This is a genomic window from Cupriavidus sp. UME77 (genome assembly GCF_014170355.1).
GTDB classification, from domain to species: Bacteria; Pseudomonadota; Gammaproteobacteria; order Burkholderiales; family Burkholderiaceae; genus Cupriavidus; species Cupriavidus basilensis.
On sequence record NZ_LZZU01000078.1, the window covers coordinates 32,373 to 48,967 of the forward strand.

Consider the following 16,595-nt stretch of genomic DNA (forward strand, 5'->3'; position numbering starts at 1 on the left):
CGTCCTCCGCACTTCCTTCCCCGCCCCGTCGCCATGGATCCCAGGCTCCTGATGCTGTGCCTTGGCAATTTTGTCATCGGCACCGGCGCGATGATCGTCACCGGCATGCTCAATGACATTGCCGGCGATTTCCAGCTTGGAGCCGGCACCGCGGGCCAGTTGATCTCCGTGTTTGCGCTGGCGACCTGCGTCGGCGCGCCCCTGTTCGCCACGCTCGGCTCGCGCATCGACCGCCGGCTGCTGCTGGCGGGCTCATTGCTGGTCTATGCCGCGATGCACCTGGCCGCGGCCTTTGCGCCGAGCTTTGCCAGCCTGATGGCGATCCGTTTCCTGAGCGCCATCGGCGCGGCTATCTTCACCCCGCAGGCTGCCGCCACCCTGCCGTTGCTGGTCAACGCGCAGACGCGCGGGCGCGCCATCAGCTTTGTCTTCCTGGGCTGGAGCGTGGCCAGCGTGGTGGGCGTGCCGATGGGGACGTGGATCGCCAGCACGCTGGGCTGGCGCTTCAGCATGGGGCTGGTGGGTTTGCTGGCGCTGGGCGCGTCGGTGGGGGTGTGGCGGGCCTTGCCGCCGCGCCTGTATGTGGAACCGGTGGGCCGGGCGGCCTGGGGCGCGGTGCTGCGGCACACGCCGATGGTGCTGGTGGTGGCCACCACCATGATCCAGTCGGCCGGGATGTTCACGCTGTTTACTTACATTGCCCCGCTGCTGCGCGACGTGCATGGCATCAGCGGCGGCACGCTCAGCCTGATGTTCCTGGCTTACGGCGCCTGCGGCGTCAGCGGCAATGTGCTGGCGGCGTCGCGCATGGACCGGGCCACGCCCGCGCGCATCGTTCAGGCCTCCATGCTGACCTCGCTGGCGGCCATGCTGCTGTGGCCGCTGGCGACACTGGGGCCGGTGGCGCTGGTGCTGATCTTCATGCTGTGGGGTGTCGGCGGCTTTGCCACCAACAGCGCGCAGCAGGCGCGGCTGGTCGCGCTGGCGCCGGAGCGCGCGGCGGTATCGATCTCGCTCAACTCGTCTTCCATCTACCTCGGCCAGGCCCTGGGCGCGATGGGCGGTGCGGCGATCTACGCGACCGCCGGCGCCGACTCCCTGCACTGGGGGGCGGCAGCGCTGATGCTGCTGGCGCTGGTGGTGTCGCAGCGGGCGCGGGTGCTGGGGCAGCGCTGGTGCCTGCGCGAGACGGCACGGCAGCAGGCCTGAGCCAACCGACTCACCCCACCGGGCAGAGCAGACAAAGCAGACAAAGCCGCCAGCCGTGCGGCGCCGCACACGCGGCAGCCGCTTGATACCGCTGTTTGGAAAATCCCGGCGCTAAGATAAGGGACACAGGATCAAGGAGACGGCATGAGCACATCCAACGGCATGCGCCTCATCGCCATCAGCGTTGGCAAGGCGGTCCCGCTCTTCGTGGCGGCGGTGGGCACCGAGGCGGTGGTGATGTCCGGCATCCGCAAGCATCCGCTCAGCACCTTGCTGCACCCGCTGTCGGTGGCGGTGCGCCCGCTGGGGCTGGCAGGCGACGAACAGGCTGACCTGAGCGTGCACGGTGGCCTGGACAAGGCGGTCTACGCCTACCCGGCCGAACACTACGACTGGTGGAACGCGCGCCGCCGGGAAGCACGGCTGCCCGAGGCCGAGAAGCCGCTCGTGCCGGGTGCCATGGGCGAAAACCTGACCCTGGAAGGCGTGCTCGAGACCGATCTGTGGGTGGGGGATCTGCTGCGCATTGGCAACGTCGTGCTCCGGGTCGAGTCGCCGCGCCAGCCCTGCTACAAGTTCAACGCCGTGATGGGCTACCGCCATGCGATCAAGCATATGGTGCAAAGCGGGTATTCCGGCATTTACCTGAGCGTGGCCACCCCCGGCGATCTCCAGGCCGGCGCCGCGGTGGTCATCGAGCCGGGACCGCGCGACGTGTCGATAGAAAGCATCAACACGCGGCAACGCAATGGCCGCCAGGCCCCGCTTTTCTGATAATGTTTGGCTCGCGATACAAGCAGGCATCCTTCCGCGCTGTAATAGTTTGTAATGGCGTGGATTGCGCGGGCACTGGCCTTCAACGCCCCTGATCCTGTACTACTAGCGGTTTTCCGCAGCGCGGCACCGGTTTCCCAGAAGGCCGGGCCACCGGGGAGCGGGCGCATTTTGCGCGCACTGTCAGAGAGTCCTCACATGAAAACGAACGGGATCGACCAGGCCAAGGGCTTCGTCGACGCTAAGTGGAGTTCTTCCACGGGTACCGGCAAGGGCGTATCGCCCTGGTTGCTCGGCGCGGTCTTGATCGCGCTGGCTGCTGGCGGATGGTTCGGCTGGCGTGCCTGGACGGCGCCCAAGCCGGCGGCCAAGGCGCCGCCCGTGGTGGTGGTGGCCACCGCCGTGGTGCAGCAGGGCGACGTGCCGCTGCGGGTGACGGCCAACGGCACGGTGAGCGCGCTCGCCACGGTGGAGATCCGCCCGCAAGTGTCCAGCACCGTGCGCACCGTGCATATCAAGGAAGGCCAGACCGTCAAGCCGGGCGACCTGCTCTTCACGCTCGACACCCGCATGGACGAGGCCAACCTCGCCAAGGCCCAGGCCCAGCTGATGCGTGACCAGGCCGATCTCTCCGATGCCCGCCGCACGCTGGTGCGCAGCAATGAATTGCTGCAGCGCAACTTCATCTCCAAGAGCGCGGTGGATACGGCCCAGGCCAAGGTCGACGGCTTCGAGGCCACCCTGCGCGCCGACCAGGCCGCCATCGAGGCCAGCCGCGTGGCGGTCAGCTATGGCGCCATCCGCGCCACCATCGGCGGGCGCACCGGCGTGATCAACATGTTCCCCGGCTCGCTGGTGACGCCCAACAGCGCCCTGCCGATGGTCACCATCGCCCAGGTGCAGCCGATTGCCGTCACCTTCACCTTGCCCGAGCGCCAGCTTGCCGCGCTGCGCGAGGCCCTGCACGCCGGCCCTGTTGCCGTGACCGCGCTGCCCAACGACGGCAGCAAGACCCCCGTGACCGGCAAGATCAGCTTCGTGGATAACACGGTGGACCCGCAGTACGGCAGCATCCGCGTCAAGGCGCAGTTCGACAACGACGAGCAGCGCCTGTGGCCGGGGACGTATGCCAACGTGGACGCCGTGGTGCAGACCTTGAAGAACGCGCTGTCGGTGCCGCCGCAGGCGGTGGTGACGGGGCCGGAAGGCCGCTTTGTCTACGCTGTGCAGGCGGACAACCGCGTCAAGCCGATGCCGGTGAAGGTGCAGGTCTCCACCGCCAGCGCCGCCGTGATCGAGGGCGTACCGCCCGGCACGCGCGTGGTGGTGGAAGGCGCGCAGAACCTGCGCGCCGGCAGCATGGTGCGGGAAGCGACGCCCGCGGCCAAGGCCGGCGCGGCAAGCGCTGCCGCCGCCGATGCGAACGCCAATGCCAAGCACTGAGCTCAGGGCACTGACACCATGACCCTGTCCGAGCTTTGTATCCGCCGCCCGGTGATGACGATCCTGCTATGCCTGGCAGTGATCGTCACCGGCATTGCGCTCTACCCCACCATTCCGATCGCGGCGTTGCCGTCGTTCAACTCGCCGGTGATCCAGGTCACGGCCACCTTGCCCGGGGCCAGCCCCGAGACCATGGCGGCCTCGGTGGCGACCCAGCTGGAAAAGCAGTTCGCCACCATTCCCGGCGTGTCGGTGATCAGCTCGTCGAACACGCTCGGCAACTCCAGCATCACCATCGAGTTCAACAACGACCGCGACATCGACGCCGCGGCCGTGGACGTGCAGGCGGCGCTGTTCCGCGCGCAGCGCGCGCTGCCGATCGAAATGACGGTGCCGCCTTCGTACCGCAAGGTCAACCCGGCCGATGCGCCGGTGCTGCTGCTGGCGATCAACTCGCCGGCCATGAGCCTGGCCGAGCTCAACGCCTTCGGCGACAACCTGATCTCGCCCAGCCTGGCCACCTTGCCAGGCGTGGCGCAGGTGCAGGTGTTCGGGCAAAAGCGTTTCGCCGTGCGCGTGCGCGCCCACCCGGACGCGCTTGCCGCGCGCGGCCTCACGCTGGATGAGCTGGCCACGGCGCTGAACCGCGCCAACGCCAATACGCCGGTCGGCACGCTGGACGGCGCGCGCCAGACGCTCACCATCCAGGCCAACCGCCAGCTTGCCAGCGCCGACGCGTTCCGCAACATCATCGTGGCCAGCCAGCCCAGCGGCGCGCTGGTGCGGCTGTCGGACGTGGCCGATGTGGAAGACAGCGTCGAGACCATCAAGACCGGCAGCTGGCTCAACAACGAGCGCTCGATCGTGCTGGCCGTGCTGCGCCAGCCGGATGCCAATACGGTGGCGGTGGTGGACGCCATCAAGAACGCGCTGCCGCGCCTGATCCAGCAGATGCCGGATTCGGTCAACGTGGCGGTGGTCAACGACCGCTCGCAGTCGATCCGCGAATCCATCCACGACGTGCAGTTCACGCTGGCCCTGACCGTCGGGCTGGTGGTGATGGTGATTTTCCTGTTCCTGCGCCGCGCCGCCGCCACGCTGATTCCCACCGTGTCGCTGCCGATCTCGCTGATCGGCACGGTGGCGCTGATGAAGGCCTTCGGCTACAGCCTGGACAATGTGTCGCTGCTGGCCATCACGCTCGCCGTGGGTTTGGTGGTGGACGACGCCATCGTCATGCTGGAAAACATCGTGCGCCATATCGAGGAGGGCGTGCCGCCGCTCAAGGCCGCGCTGGTCGGCTCGCGCGAGATGGGGTTCACCATCCTCTCGATCTCGATCTCGCTGGTGGCGGTGTTCATCCCCATCTTCTTCATGCCGGGCGTGATCGGCTTGCTGTTCCACGAGTTCGCGGCGGTGGTGTCGCTGGCCATCCTGGTATCGGCGCTGGTGTCGCTCACGCTGATCCCGATGCTGTGCGCGCGCTTCCTGTCGGCCGAGAACGTGCCGATCGACGAGTCGCAACATGCCTATGGCGACCACGCGGATGCCAGCCACGCGCCGGCCATCGTGCAGAAGCAGACCATCGGCCTGCGCTCCACCCAGTGGTTCGAGAACCTGTTCGAATTCACGCTCCACCGCTATGCGCGCGGGCTTGACTGGTGCCTGGCGCACCGCAAGTCGGTGCTGGCCGTGGCCGGCCTGACCTTCGTGCTGACCGCGGTGCTGTTCGTGATGATCCCCAAGGGCTTCTTCCCGGAAGAAGACATCGGGCAGATCCAGGTCAATGCCGAAGGCCCGCAGGATATTTCCTTCGACGCCATGGCCGAGCGCCTGCGCGATGCGGCCGAGCGCATGCGCAAGAACCCGGCGGTGCGCAGCATCGTGATCTCGATCGGTGGCGGGCCCTCCCCCGCCATCAACACGGGCCGCATGTTCATCGAGCTCAAGCCGCTGGGCGAGCGCCCCAAGATGGCCAAGGTGGTGGAGTCCCTGCGCAAGGACGTGTCGGGCATCGCTGGCCTGGCGGTCTACTTCTCGCCGGTGCAGAACCTGCGCCTGGGCGGGCGCCAGAGCAAGAGCCGCTACCAGTACACGCTGCAAAGCGTGAAGGCCGGCCAGCTGCAGGAGTACTCCGACAAGCTGATGGGCAAGATGCGCGCCGATCCGCTGTTCCGCGATGTCACCAGCGATTCTCAGCAATCGGGCCTGGAAGCGCAGCTGTCGATTGACCGCGACAAGGCCAACGCGCTGGGCGTGCAGATCCAGGACGTGCGCCAGGCGCTGTACTCCGCCTTTGGCGAGCGCCAGGTGTCGACCATCTATACCCCGATCGACAACTACTACGTGATCCTGCAGGCGGCCGATATCGACCGTGCCGACGAGACCGCGTTCTCCAAGCTCTACGTGCGCAGCAAGACCGGGCAGATGGTGCCGATCTCCGCCTTCGCTACTACCGAGCGCCGGGTCGGGCCGATTGCCGTGAACCACCAGGGCCAGCTGCCCTCGGTGACGGTGTCGTTCAACCTCGCGCCGGGCGCGGCGCTTGGTGCGGCCTCCGCCAAGATCGATGCCTACAAGCAAGAGATCGCCATGCCTGGCTCGATCTTCACAAGCTGGGGCGGCGACGCGGCGGTGTTCCAGTCGTCCCAGGCTACGCAGGTGCTGCTGCTGGTGGCGGCGCTCGCGGTGATCTACACGCTGCTGGGCGTGCTGTACGAGAGCTACATCCATCCGCTGACCATCCTGGCCGGCCTGCCGTCGGCAGCCGTTGGCGCGCTGCTGACGCTCTTCCTCTTCGATGTGGAGCTGTCGCTCATCGCCACCATCGGCGTGCTGATGCTGATCGGGATCGTCAAGAAAAACGCCATCATGATGATCGACTTCGCGCTGGCGGCGCAGCGCGAGCAGGGCATGGCCCCGGCGCGTGCGATCCGGCAGGCCTGCCTGCTGCGCTTCCGCCCGATCATGATGACGACCTTCGCCGCCGTGATGGGCGCGCTGCCGCTGGCGCTCGGCCTGGGCGCGGGCGCCGAGTTGCGCCAGCCGCTGGGCCTGGCGGTGGTGGGCGGCCTGCTGTTCTCGCAGGTGATCACGCTGTTCATCACGCCGGTGATCTATCTGGCGCTTGATCGGTTCTCGGGCACCGGCCCGCTGCAGATCGACGAACAAGGCAATCGCCTGCCGGCCCTGGTGGGTGGGGAGGCTGCGCACTGAGCGTGCTGCCGTTGCAAATCGCGACGCCTCGGGGGCGGTGCCGGATCGGTCGGCACCGCCCTTTTTGTTTCGGCAGCGTTGCGGCTTCGTTGCTGCATTGCCACCAATCGCGGCGCTCCATACGCGGGGGCAGGGATTGTGGTGATCCATGCTTTACAAGTAGTTACTTATTGATAATAATTCGCATTCGCAATAATGCGTGACCGGGTTCGCCGAGCCACGCCTGACCACGCGAGCCAGCCACAGTCTTCGCACTAGCCAGCCAGCGTTTCGCTTTCTTTGGGGAAATTCCATGAAACGCCGCTGTCTGGCGCGCTTGCGCGCCTCTGCCTCTATCCGAGTCACCCGAGTCACCCGAGTCACGCCCATCGCCGCCGTCTGCGCTGCTCTTGGCGGTCCCGTCCTGGCCGCCGAGCCGGCCGCCGATCCGGCCCGCCACCTAAGCGAGGTGGTGGTCACCGCCACTCGCACCGAGGAGCGCGCCGATGCCGTTGCCTCCACCATCACCGCCATCGACGCCAGCCGGATCGAACGCGCCCAGCCCGTTGACGAGGCCGCCCTGTTCGCCGATGAGCCCGATATCGATGTGCCCCGCGACCGCCGCCGCTTTGGCGCCGGCAGCATCAATATCCGCGGCATCGAAGACAACCGCGTGCTGTTGATGGTCGACGGCGTGCGCCTGCCCGACTACTACAATGGCGGCGGCCCCTCCAACCTGTCCAGCGCCACGCGCGACGCGCCCGAGTTCTCTTTCCTCAAGCGGGTCGAGGTGCTGCGCGGGCCGGCTTCCAGCCTGTACGGCTCGGACGCCATCGGCGGCGTGGTGTCGTACGTCACCAAGGATCCCGAAGACATCATGCGCGGGCGCGCGCTGGGTGGCGAAGCCGGCCTGTCGTGGAACGGCATCGACCGCAGCTTCGGCCAGACCGCGGGCGTGGCCGGCGGCAACGAGACCATCAAGGGCTTGTTCATGTACGCGCACCGCAAGGGGCACGAAGTGCAGAGCATGGGTGGCAACGACACCACGTCGACCGGCCGCACCAAGGCCAATCCGCAGAACAGCGAGACCAACGCGTGGCTCGGCAAGATCGTGCTCGACCCGGCCGCGGGCCATCGCTTCAAGCTGACTTACGAGCATCGCGACAACGATACCTTCACCGATATCCGCCGGCTGTCCACCGCGCTGCCGCGCGTGACCTCCGCCAACGGCACCGAGGACCTGTCGCGCAACCGCGTCAGCCTGGACTACGAATGGAAGCCGGCCAGCCGCATCATCGATCGCCTGAGCGCGGCGGTGTTCTACCAGGAGAGCGAGTCCAACACCGTGACGAACCAGGTACGCAGCCGCACCAGCGCCGGCTGCTCGGGCTCCACCGCGGGCACCAGCCTATGTGACGTCAACCTGCTGTTCGGCTTTCGCCAGCAGCAGACCGGCTTCAACGTGCAGGCCGACAAGTCGTTCAACACCGGCGTTGTTGGCCACCGCTTGATCACCGGCGTGGACTTCTTGCGTACCCAGACCAGCGAGATGCGCGACGGCACCACCTACAACCGCACCACCGGCGTGGTGTCCAAATCGCTGGCCGGCGACAACTTCCCGATCCACGATTTCCCCAAGGGGGAAACGCGCCAGACCGGCATCTTCGTGCAGGATGAACTGCAGTTCGCCGGCGGCCGCTTCACGCTCACGCCGGGCCTGCGCTTTGACCACTACTCGCTCGGCCCGGATGACGACAAGCTCTACAACAGCGTGGCCTCCAAGCCCGCCATCAGCAAGAGCGATTCGGCACTGTCGCCCAAGCTCTCCGCGCTGTGGCAAGCCACCGACCGCATCAACCTGTGGACCCAGTACGTGTTCGGATACCGCGCGCCCAACTACCAGGAGATCAACGGCAGCTTTCGCAACACCATCCAGGGCTACGGCGCCGCGCCCAATGGCGAGTTGAACCCGGAGAAGAGCCGCTCGTTCGAAATCGGCGCGCGCTATACGGATGAACGCGTGCAGACCAGCGTCGCGGTGTTCGACAACCGTTACAAGGACTTCATCGAGCAAGTCGCGCTGAACTGCCCGTCGGACCCCGCTTGTCTTGCCGGCCTGCGCGCGACATACCAGTACCGCAACCAGAGCAGCGTGCGCATCTACGGCGCCGAGTGGCGCGGCAGCTACCGCTTCCTGCCGCAATGGCGCGTGGACAGCGCCGTGGCCTACGCGCACGGCAACAACGAGCAGACCGGCCAGCCCCTCAACAGCGTCTCGCCGCTGCGCGCCAGCGCCGCGCTGACGTGGGAGCGTGGCAGCAGCAGCCAGGGCCAGGGCGCAAGCCTGCGCTGGCGCGGCGCGCGCGCCGTGACGCGCACCGACGACACTTCCTTCACCTACTTCAAGCCGGGCGGCTATGGCGTGGCCGATATCCAGGGCTGGTGGCGCTTTAACCGCTACGCCAGCCTGGTGCTGTCGGTGAATAACGTGTTCGACAAAAAGTACTGGCTGTGGGGCGATGTGCGCCAAGGCAGCGTGGCCGCCAGCGAGCCGGGCCTGGACTTCTATACGCAGCCAGGACGTACCTTTGCCGCCAGCGTGAAGCTGTCGTTCTGAGCGGAGGCGAATCGACCGACATGTCCCCACAAGATAAAACCAGGATGCGGCTTGTCCGCGCGTTGTGCCTGCTGTGGATAACCTGGCTGGTGCTCGGCATGCAGCCAGCGTCGGCAGCGCCGCGCATCGCGGTGCTGACCACCTCGCCGGTACCCGCCGGCAAGTTCGAGCCGCTGCAGGCCATGGCGCGCGCGCACGGCATGACGCTGGATGCGCGCTACCTGGAGCGCATGAACGCGCAGGATATCGCGCCGTTTATCGACGGCGCCGGCCTGCTGATCCTGGACGCGCCACGCGACCATATCGTCACCGAGATGCTGGCCAAGCTCGGGCCGCTGTGGACCAATGCGCGCGTGCCGCGCCTGCTGATTGCCACTGACCGCTTCGACGCACACGGCGTGGATAACGCGCTGGGGGCGAAGCTGCAGGCGTACTACGTCAACGGCGGCCGTGCCAACTTCGACGCGATGATGCGCACGCTGGCCGCGCAGCAATTCAAGCTGCACGTGGACAACGCTATTCCCGCGCCAGTCGTATTCCCCAAGGCCGCTTACTACCATCCGCGCCTTGCCAGCGTGGTGACGGCCTCGCCGGAAGACGCACTCAAGGTGTCCGGCCACGCCGGTGAACCGGTGATCGGCGTCGCCATCCACCAGGCCTACGTGTCGGGGCTGGACAGCGCCTTCATCGACGACCTGATTGCGCGCGTCGAAGCGCGCGGCGCGCGCGCGCTGGTGTTCTACAGCGGCGTCATGGATGCGGGCGGCGTGCTGCACATGGCTGCGCCCGGCGGCAAGCGCATCGTCGACGTGCTCATCAACGGCCAGATCATGCTCAACGCGGCTGGCCGCAAGGCGGAGTTCGAAACGCTCGGCATCCCGGTGCTGCAGGTCATGCCTTATCGCAAGGGCGACGCGCAGGACTGGGAGCGCGACCCGCACGGCATCAGCCTCACCGACACGCCCTTCTACCTCGTGCAACCCGAGCTGGCCGGCGTGAGCGATCCCATGCTGGCCGCCGCCACCTCGCACAAGGACGGCAGTATCGTCAGCCTGCCGGCGCAGCTCGATGCCGTGGCGGACAAGGCGCTGGCGCTCACGCGCCTGCAGCGCACGCCGAACGCCGACAAGCGCGTGGCGATCCTGTTCTACAACTATCCGGCGGGCGAGAAGAATCTGTCGGCATCGTTCCTCAACCTGCCACGCAGCCTGTCGTCCACGCTGGCCGCATTGCATGCGGCCGGCTACCGCACCGACGCCGCGGATGCGCTCGCGCTGCAGCGTGATCTGGGCGCATTGCTCGCACCCTTCTATCGCGATGGACAACTTGCCGCGCTGCTCGACCCGGATCGCGCGGTGTGGATGCCGATGACGCAATACCGCCGCTGGTACGACGCGCAACCCGCTGCGTTTCGCGCCGAGGTCAGCGCGCGCTGGGGCGAACCCGAAGCCTCGTCGATGGCGATCAGGCGCAACGGCGTGGCCGGCTTCGCCATCCCGCGCCTGCAGCTCGGCAACGTGGCGCTGATGCCGGTACCGCCACGCGGCGAGCGCGACGAAGCCGCCGAGAAAGCGCTCTATCACTCCACCAAGACGCCGCTTAGCCACTTCTACATGGCGGCCTACCTGTGGGCGCGCGAAGGGCGCGAGGCGCTGGTGCACTACGGCACCCACGGCACGCAGGAATGGACGCCGGGCAAGGAGCGCGGCCTGTCCGTGACCGACCAGCCCTACCTGGTGCTCGGCAGCGTACCGGTGATCTATCCCTACATCGTCGATGACGTGGGCGAGGCACTGCAGGCCAAGCGCCGTGGCCGCGCCACCATCGTCAGCCACCAGACGCCGCCGTTCAAGCCGGCGGGCCTGCACACGGATCTGTCGGCGCTGCACGACCAGTTGCACAACTACCTGCAGCAGGACGACGGCGCAGTGAAGGACACGCTGCGCGAGGACATCCTCAAGCGCAGCGCGCGCATGCACCTGCTCGACGACATGGGCTGGCCGCAAGCCCGCGCGAGCGCGCAGTTTGCCGAATACCTCGATGCGCTGCACACGCATCTGCACGAGCTCGCCGGTGCATTGCAGCCCTACGGCCTGCATACGTTCGGCCAGTCGCAGGATCCCGAGCTGCGGTTGTACACGGTGATGGCCATGCTCGGGCAACCGTGGCTCAAGCGCGTGTTTCCCGACGAGCCGGAAGAGCTGTTCGCGCTCGACTACAAGCAGCTCGCGCAATCGGCGCCGTACGCCATGCTGCGCAAGTACGTGATCGACGACGCTGCGCTGACCAACCTTGCCGACGCCAGGCAGCGCGAAGACATGGAGCGTGCCCGCACGCTGTACGCCAGCCTGGACGCCGCGCCGGAGAGCGCATCCATCCTCACCGCGCTGGCTGGGGGCTACGTGCTGGCCGGCACGGGCGGCGACCCGGTGCGCAATCCCGACGCACTGCCGACCGGGCGCAACCTGTATGGGTTCGATCCCTCGAAGGTACCTAGCCGCGAAGCGTGGCAGGCCGGCCAGGCCGCGGCCCAGAGCATGATTGCGGACTGGCGCAAGCGCCACGGCAAATGGCCCACCAAGCTGGCCTTCTCGCTGTGGAGCGTGGAGACCATGCGCCATCAGGGCATGCTGGAGGCGCAGGCGATGGCCGCCATGGGCATTCGCCCGAAGTGGGACGGCGGCGGCCGCGTGGTTGGCGTGGAAGCGATTCCCGCCACCGAGCTCAAGCGGCCGCGCGTGGACGTGGTGCTGTCCGCTACCGGCCTCTATCGCGATCACTTTCCCAACCTGATCAAGTGGCTGGCCGAGGCGGTCAAGCTCGCCGCCGCACAGCCCGAGCCCGACAACGCCGTTGCCGCCAGCACGCGCGCGGTCAGCGCGCGGCTGGCGCAGCTCAAGGCCGCGGACATGACCCCGGAGCGTATCGAGTCGCTGGCGCTCACGCGCATCTTCGCCAGCGAGACCGGCAACTATGGCACGGGACTGAACGACGCTACGCTGGCCAGCGACAGCTTCGGCAGCGGCAAGGAAGCGGACGCCAAGCTGGCCAAGCTCTATCTCGCGCGCATGCAATACGGCTATGGGCCCGACGAGAAGACGTGGGGCGAGAAACTGCCACAACTGAATCTCTACGCGGAGAACCTCAAGGGCGTGGAGGGCGCGCTGCTGGCGCGCAGCTCCAACCTGTACGGCATGCTGACCACCGACGATCCCTTCCAGTATCTCGGTGGCATCGGCCTGGCCGTGCGCCACCTGACGGGCAAGGCGCCGGAGCTGCTGATCTCCAACCTGCGCGATGCCAACAGCGCGCGCACGCAGACGGCGGCATCGTTCCTCGCCACCGAGCTGCGCACGCGCTACTTCCATCCCGGCTGGATCGAAGGCATGAAGGCCGAGGGCTATAGCGGCGCGCTCAACGTGCTCGATACCGTGAACAATTTCTGGGGCTGGACCGCGGTCGCGCCGGAGATTGTGCGCGACGACCAGTGGACCGAGTTCGCCGAGGTCTACGTCAAGGACAAGCACAAGCTCGGCCTGGACGCATGGTTCGAGAAAAACGCGCCACAGGCCCAGGCACAGGTGATCGAGCGCATGCTGGAAGCCGCGCGCAAGGGTTACTGGCGGGCCGATCCCGAGATGCTCAAGACGCTGGCCGACAGATGGCAGGCGCTGTCGCAGCGCAACGATATCCGCAGCGACAACCGCAGCTTCAATCGCTACGTGCAGCAGCAGGCCATGGCGCCCGGCGCCGCGGGCTATGGCACGCAGGCTCCCGCGGCACCGCCCGCCGCCGCGCCGAAGGCAGCAGCCCCGCAGGCGGCGCCGCGTCCTGCCCGGCAGCAAGCACAAGCGCAGGCGCGGCCCGAGCCGCAACCCGAGCCCAAGGCACAGCCGCAAACAGTGCCGGTGCAAGGCATGCAACTGGTCGAGAAAAGCCCTCCCGCGGCAGCTCTCGTGCCCGTGCTGTCGTGGCTTGCCGGCGGCATCGCACTGGCCGGCGCCATGCTGGGCGGCGCCCTCAGCGCGCGCCGCCGCGCTGGCGCTGCGCCCTTCTTCCAAAAACAATCCGAAACCCACTGACGCATCATGACTCCTACCCTGCTTGAAACCCTGATGTACGACGTCGGCCAGTTGTTCCTGTTTCCGACGCTGGCCCTGATCGGGCTGCTGTTCCTGTACGCCTTTTGGGCGCTCGGCGAGTTCATCACGCAAGGCTGGCAACGCCGCCGTCACGCCATCGAGACGGGGCGCGGCTATGTGCTGGTGGCGTACGCCCTGCGCCACCGCATCAAGGACCCGGACACGCTTGACGTGACCGCGCACCGCCTGCTGGAGTGGCCGCGCATTGCCACGCGCGTTGCGCCGATGCTAGGACTGGTGGCCACCATGATCCCGATGGGGCCCGCGCTCAAGGGCCTGTCCGGCGGCAACCTCGCCAACGTGGGCGAGAACCTCACCATCGCGTTTTCCGCGGTGATTCTCGCGCTGATCGCTGCCAGCATCACCTTCTGGGTGGTCAACGTGCGCCGCCGCTGGCTCGCCGAGGAGCTGGTGTGGCTGGGCAAGCATCAACCGCAGTGGGAGGTGGACGCATGAAGTTCCTGGAGGAGAGCGAGGCCGACGATCCCATCCTGTCGGTGGTCAACCTGATCGACGTGTTCCTGGTGGTGATCGCCGCATTGCTGGTGGCCATCGCGCAGAACCCGATGAACCCGTTCACACACGCGGACGTCACCATCATCACCAATCCCGGCAAGCCCAACATGGAAATCGTCTCCAAGCAGGGCGAGAAGGTCGTGCGCTACCAGGCCAGCGGCCAGGTCGGCAGCGGTGACGGCACCAAGGCCGGCGTGGCGTACCGGTTGCAGGACGGCTCGATGGTGTATGTGCCGGAAGCCGCGGCCGCGCGGTAAAACTGCGCAATAATGAGCACGAGCGAGCCATCGCAACCAGGATTACTTAGCCATGCAGATTCGTCACAGCGTTGCCAGCCTAGCCAGCTATGTCCCTACCCGCGCCGCCGCACTGGCGAGCGCGGCCGCCATGTTCGCCGCGCTCGCCGGTTGCGCGGGCACGCCGCCCGCCGCCGTGGCTGGCGATGTCGCGCATCAGTTCACCGGCAAGACCTACGTGCTGCTGGGCGAGGTCCACGACAACGCCGATGGGCAAAAGCGGCGCCTGCTAGCGTTGTCGGACGCCCTGGCAGCCGGTTGGCGCCCGGCCATCGCGATGGAACAGTTCGACCGCGAGCGCCAGGCCGATATCGATCGCGCCCGCCGAGAGCGGCCCGGCGACGCGGCGTATGTCGTGGCGCAGGCAGGTGGCAAGAGCTGGCAGTGGGAGCTTTACACGCCGGTAGTGGCGCTGGCTTTGCGCTACGACCTGCCGCTGGTGGCGGCCAATCTGTCGCGCGCGGATGCAAGCAAGATCGTGCGCGGCGGGCTGGATGGCGTGTTCGATGCGACGCAGCGCAAGCGCCTCGGCCTCGCCGCGCCGCTGCCCGCGGACGTGGTGACCGAGCAGACCGCGGTGCTCGACCGTGGCCACTGCGGCAATTTCCCCAAGGCCATGCTGCCCGGCATGCTGGACGCGCAGGCCGCGCGCGATGCGGTAATGGCGGCCTCCATGCGCGAATACGCCGACCGCGGCGCCGTGCTGATCGCCGGCAACGGCCACGTGCGGCGCGACGTGGGCGCGCCGCGCTGGCTCGCCGCCGAGCCGGGCGCGATCTACAGCGTGGGTTACCTGGAGCAGGCCAGCGGCCACGAGATCGGTGCCTATGATCGCGTGGTGCTGGTGCCGGTGCACAAGCGGCCCGATCCGTGCGAGGGCGCCAAGCCGGCGGCGATGGCCGATCCGGCATGAATCCGGCGGCGGCGCCTAGCCGAACAGCTCCTCGGCCACGGTGGGATGCAGCTGCACCGTGGTCTGCAGGTGCGACAGCTTCACCCCGAGCCGCACCGCTACGGCAAACGCCTGCATGATCTCGGGCGCGGCGTTGTCCATCATATGCGCGCCCAGCACGCGCCCGCTGCGCGCATTCACCACCAGCTTGACCATCGACGCCTGCTCGCTGCCGGCAAAGCGATTCTCCAGCGAGACGAAGCGGCGCACCACGGTGTGGATGCGCTCCGGCTTGCCAGCCGCCTCGATGGCCGCATGCTCCGTCAGTCCCACGCTGCCGATCGCCGGCTCGCAGAAAACCGCCGTTGGCACCAGGTCGAAATCCGCGCGGTCGCCGCGGCGGCCGAACAGGCGGTCGGCCAGCCAGCGGCCCTGAGCGCCAGCCACCGGCGTGAGGTGCAGGCCGTCGATGACGTCGCCAATGGCATGGATCGAGCGCACCTTGGTGCGCAACGAGCGGTCCACCTGGATGCCGCCCTTCTGCGTTTTCGCGATGCCCAGCGCCTCCAGGCCGAGCCCATCCCAATGCGGGTCGCGGCCGATCGCCGCCAGCGCCGCCTGCGCGCGCACGGTCTGGACGCGGTCGTTGCCATGCTGCCGGTAGCACACGTCGATGGCCCCGTTGGCCTGGTTCAGCAGCGTCACCTCGGCATTGAAATGCAGGCGCACGCCCTTGGCGGTGAGCGCCTCGGCCAGCGCCTCGGCCACTTCGTGGTCAAAGCGCGTCAGCAGGCGCGCCTCGCGCACCAGCATCTCCACCTTGACGCCATAGCGCGACAGGATCGAGGCTTGCTCCACCGCCACGTAGCCGCTGCCGATCACCACCAGCGAGGCCGGCAGGCTTTGCCAGGTGAAGATGTCGTCGGAGGTGCAGGCCAGCTCGCCACCCGGCACCGGCAACGCACGCGGCCGTGCGCCGGTGGCAATCAGGATGCGTTTGGCGCGGATGGTCTCGGCGCCCACCTGTACCTGGTCGGCGGCGCTTACCGTGGCGTCGCCGCGCAGCAGCTCCACGCCGGCTTGCTGCAGCCGGTGCGTGTAGGCCACGTGCAGCCGCGCCATTTCGGCGTTGACACGCACAATGGCATCGCTCCAGTCTTCCTTGCCGCCGGTGTGCGAAAGGCAGCCTGACAGTACGGCCGCGAGGCTGGCGCCATACGAGAGCATTTTCTTGGGCACGCAGCCGCGGTTGATGCAGGTGCCGCCGATCGCGTCGCGCTCCACCAGCACCACGCGCGCGCCCAGCGTGGCCGCGCGCCGCGCAGCCGCCACGCCGCCCGAGCCGGCACCGATCACCACGAAATCCGCTTCGCGCTGCGTGCCGGGCTTGCGCTTGCCACGACGGGGGACTCGCTCGACAGCCTGCTCGGTGCTGGCCCTGCGGGCGCTCTGACGCTCGGTCGTGGATCTTGCCTGGCGTTTCGTCATCAATGCCTCCTGTGGCGGCGCGA

10 protein-coding genes are annotated in these 16,595 nt (G+C 67.7%); 9 read left to right on the top strand and 1 reads right to left on the bottom strand.

What is annotated here, in order from left to right; translation table 11 throughout:
- Nucleotides 1–33: 33 nt before the first annotated feature.
- From A9975_RS30435 to A9975_RS30475, 9 genes are all read left to right on the top strand, one after another.
- The gene (locus A9975_RS30435) at nucleotides 34–1,209 is read left to right on the top strand and encodes an MFS transporter (RefSeq protein WP_183036003.1); all 1,176 of its coding nucleotides are present in this window, start codon (nucleotides 34–36) and stop codon (nucleotides 1,207–1,209) included.
- Nucleotides 1,210–1,353: 144 nt separating this feature from the next.
- Nucleotides 1,354–1,983: an MOSC domain-containing protein gene (locus A9975_RS30440; protein WP_183036004.1), complete on the top strand. Its 630-nt coding sequence runs from the start codon at nucleotides 1,354–1,356 to the stop codon at nucleotides 1,981–1,983.
- 198 nt (nucleotides 1,984–2,181) lie between these two features.
- A complete protein-coding gene (locus A9975_RS30445) occupies nucleotides 2,182–3,426 on the top strand; it encodes an efflux RND transporter periplasmic adaptor subunit (protein ID WP_183036005.1) in 1,245 nt (414 codons plus the stop codon).
- A gap of 18 nt (nucleotides 3,427–3,444) precedes the next feature.
- Nucleotides 3,445–6,642, top strand: a complete 3,198-nt coding sequence (locus A9975_RS30450) for an efflux RND transporter permease subunit (protein ID WP_183036006.1) — start codon at nucleotides 3,445–3,447, stop codon at nucleotides 6,640–6,642.
- A gap of 292 nt (nucleotides 6,643–6,934) precedes the next feature.
- On the top strand, nucleotides 6,935–9,238 hold the full coding sequence (locus tag A9975_RS30455) for a TonB-dependent hemoglobin/transferrin/lactoferrin family receptor (RefSeq protein ID WP_183036007.1): 2,304 nt from the start codon (nucleotides 6,935–6,937) through the stop codon (nucleotides 9,236–9,238).
- Between the two features lie 20 nt (nucleotides 9,239–9,258).
- A complete protein-coding gene (gene cobN / locus A9975_RS30460) occupies nucleotides 9,259–13,320 on the top strand; it encodes a cobaltochelatase subunit CobN (protein WP_255504106.1) in 4,062 nt (1,353 codons plus the stop codon).
- A gap of 6 nt (nucleotides 13,321–13,326) precedes the next feature.
- The gene (locus tag A9975_RS30465; RefSeq protein WP_255504108.1) at nucleotides 13,327–13,836 is read left to right on the top strand and encodes a MotA/TolQ/ExbB proton channel family protein; all 510 of its coding nucleotides are present in this window, start codon (nucleotides 13,327–13,329) and stop codon (nucleotides 13,834–13,836) included.
- Entirely contained in the window at nucleotides 13,833–14,153 is a 321-nt protein-coding gene (locus A9975_RS30470; protein WP_150986396.1) for a DUF2149 domain-containing protein, read from the top strand. The genes A9975_RS30465 and A9975_RS30470 overlap by 4 nt, the downstream gene beginning before the upstream one ends.
- 52 nt (nucleotides 14,154–14,205) lie before the next feature.
- A complete protein-coding gene (locus A9975_RS30475; protein WP_183036008.1) occupies nucleotides 14,206–15,105 on the top strand; it encodes a ChaN family lipoprotein in 900 nt (299 codons plus the stop codon).
- Between the two features lie 15 nt (nucleotides 15,106–15,120).
- On the opposite strand, the gene A9975_RS30480 is transcribed toward A9975_RS30475, so the two are convergent.
- The gene (locus tag A9975_RS30480) at nucleotides 15,121–16,572 is read right to left on the bottom strand and encodes an NAD(P)/FAD-dependent oxidoreductase (protein ID WP_183036009.1); all 1,452 of its coding nucleotides are present in this window, start codon (nucleotides 16,570–16,572) and stop codon (nucleotides 15,121–15,123) included.
- Between the last annotated feature and the right edge of the window lie 23 nt (nucleotides 16,573–16,595).

Coding starts and splice junctions, on each gene's coding strand:
- A9975_RS30435 (WP_183036003.1), top strand. CDS start 34: ATGGATCCCAGGCTCCTGATGCTGTGCCTTGGCAATTTTGTCATCGGC.
- A9975_RS30440 (WP_183036004.1), top strand. CDS start 1,354: ATGAGCACATCCAACGGCATGCGCCTCATCGCCATCAGCGTTGGCAAG.
- A9975_RS30445 (WP_183036005.1), top strand. CDS start 2,182: ATGAAAACGAACGGGATCGACCAGGCCAAGGGCTTCGTCGACGCTAAG.
- A9975_RS30450 (WP_183036006.1), top strand. CDS start 3,445: ATGACCCTGTCCGAGCTTTGTATCCGCCGCCCGGTGATGACGATCCTG.
- A9975_RS30455 (WP_183036007.1), top strand. CDS start 6,935: ATGAAACGCCGCTGTCTGGCGCGCTTGCGCGCCTCTGCCTCTATCCGA.
- cobN (WP_255504106.1), top strand. CDS start 9,259: ATGTCCCCACAAGATAAAACCAGGATGCGGCTTGTCCGCGCGTTGTGC.
- A9975_RS30465 (WP_255504108.1), top strand. CDS start 13,327: ATGACTCCTACCCTGCTTGAAACCCTGATGTACGACGTCGGCCAGTTG.
- A9975_RS30470 (WP_150986396.1), top strand. CDS start 13,833: ATGAAGTTCCTGGAGGAGAGCGAGGCCGACGATCCCATCCTGTCGGTG.
- A9975_RS30475 (WP_183036008.1), top strand. CDS start 14,206: ATGCAGATTCGTCACAGCGTTGCCAGCCTAGCCAGCTATGTCCCTACC.
- A9975_RS30480 (WP_183036009.1), bottom strand. CDS start 16,572: ATGACGAAACGCCAGGCAAGATCCACGACCGAGCGTCAGAGCGCCCGC.